This window comes from Streptomyces sioyaensis (assembly GCF_004122735.1).
GTDB lineage: Bacteria > Actinomycetota > Actinomycetes > Streptomycetales > Streptomycetaceae > Streptomyces > Streptomyces sioyaensis.
In genome coordinates, this window is record NZ_SDIF01000267.1 from 1 (window position 1) to 1,732 (window position 1,732).

The window sequence follows — 1,732 nt, forward strand, 5'->3', positions numbered from 1 at the left end:
GGGGCTTAGCGGAGGGCTGGGGCGTAGCGGAGAGCGGGGGCGGCCTCGGCTCGGGAGCATCTCAGGCCTCAACCGCAACGCGGCTTGGTCTCAGGGCAGCTTGGTCTCAGGGCAGCTTGTCTTCAACGCAGCTTGTTTTCCACGAAGTACGCCCGCAGCGGAGCACGCCCGCACCGGAACGTGCCGTCAACGGAGCACGCCCTCAAGGAAGTCGCTGCCCAGCCGGGCCACCGTCTGGAGGTCCAGCTGATGCAGCACATAGCGCCCACGGCGCCGGGTCTGGATCAGCCCGGCCTTCTTCAGCGTGGCGATGTGCCGCGACACCTCGGGCGAGGTGATCCCGAACGCGTGCGCCAGCTCCCCCGTCGTATGCGGCCCTCGCGAAAGCGAGCGGCACAGCTGCATACGCCTCGGATGGGCCAGGGCCTCCAGCCGCTGCTGCACGAGTTCCAGCGCGGCCGGCGTCGGCAACTCCGGGCCGGCGACCGGGTACTGGAGCACCGGGCGCCATCCCGGGGCATGGCCGAACACCAGATGCGGCCAGCCGAACGACGTCGGCAGGAAGGTGACGCCCGGATCCGCGGGGTTCGCGAACGCCGTCGTACGTCCCTGGGCGAGCTTGTCGACCAGGATGCGGGTGCCGCCGCTGCCGTCCTGCGCGTCCTCCAGGGACAGCGCCCGCGAGGTCGCGGGCAGCGTCTCGGACAGGCCCTTGCGGCGCAGCAGTTCGGTCTTGTGCCGGGCGTCGGCCGCCAGCTGGATGCCCACCCGTCGCCAGATGTCCCCGAAGAACGCCTCCTCGCAGTCCTCGAACAGCCGGCGCAGCCACTGCCGCAGGCCGTCGGGGTCGGTGAGCATCCGGTCGGTGAAGGCCGCCTGCCGCGGGCCGCGCGCGGCGACCATCTCCCGTACCCGCGCCCGCTCGTGCGGGTCGACCAGGGGGGAGGGCGTGGGGCGGGTGTAGGACGCCGAGCAGGTGATCTCGAACGCCGCGGCCACGAACCGCTCGTCGTCGATGGTGTCCAACTCATCCAGTTCCTCGGCCAGCGTCGCCCCGGGGTGAGCCGGCAGCAGGATGTCGGAACGGGAGGAGCGCCACAGGAAGTCCGCCTCGCACAGCCGGTCGGCGAGGTCGGTGTGCAGCGCCGCGTGGGTGGCGGTGACCCAGACGTGCAGCCCGGGGTGGTGCCCCGGCTCGGACAGCGCATGCAGCGCGGCGCCCAGCTCCGCCAACGGGGACGGGGAGAAGACGATGTGCTCCGGCGGCAGCCCGGTGATGTCGATGACGTTGGACATACGGACATCATGCGCACGCCCGCCACCTGCCCGGACGTCGATTGACGGCCCTGGTCAATCGACGCGCGGCGCGCCGGGGAACCGCCGCACAGTGAGGGACATGAACGCCGCCCAGCAGCACCTCCTCGACACCTATCGCGCCGCCCGACGAGCCGAGGCCGCCCCGCCCGCCCCGGGCACGCACACCGTCCGTACCGCACGGGAGATCCGGGAGTGGTTCCGCTTCCAGGCCGTCGTCACCGATCCCGGTGACCGGGTTCCCGGCCGGGTGAGGCGCTTCGCGCGGCGGGCGGGGCGCAGGGGACGTGCGGTGGTGGGCGGGGCGCGGCGCCTGGTGCGTCTGTTGCATGTCTAGGGCGTGCATGTCCAGCGCGCCGAGTGCTCGGGCGGCCCGGCCTCACCTGGCGGCGTTCCCCTCGCCCTCCCCCCGGGGGGC

Annotated in this window: 2 protein-coding genes; one reads left to right on the forward strand and one right to left on the reverse strand. The window is 72.7% G+C overall.

Features of this window, described 5'->3' with window-relative positions; all coding sequences use genetic code 11:
• Window positions 1–186 precede the first annotated feature (186 nt).
• Window positions 187–1,296, reverse strand: coding sequence for a DUF5937 family protein (locus tag EST54_RS33760; protein WP_129251469.1), 1,110 nt, complete (start codon window positions 1,294–1,296; stop codon window positions 187–189).
• A gap of 100 nt (window positions 1,297–1,396) precedes the next feature.
• Between EST54_RS33760 and EST54_RS33765 the strand changes: the two genes are divergently transcribed.
• Window positions 1,397–1,651 carry a hypothetical protein gene (locus tag EST54_RS33765; protein WP_129251470.1) on the forward strand — a complete coding sequence of 85 codons (255 nt, stop codon included), beginning with the start codon at window positions 1,397–1,399 and terminating at the stop codon, window positions 1,649–1,651.
• Window positions 1,652–1,732: the final 81 nt, after the last annotated feature.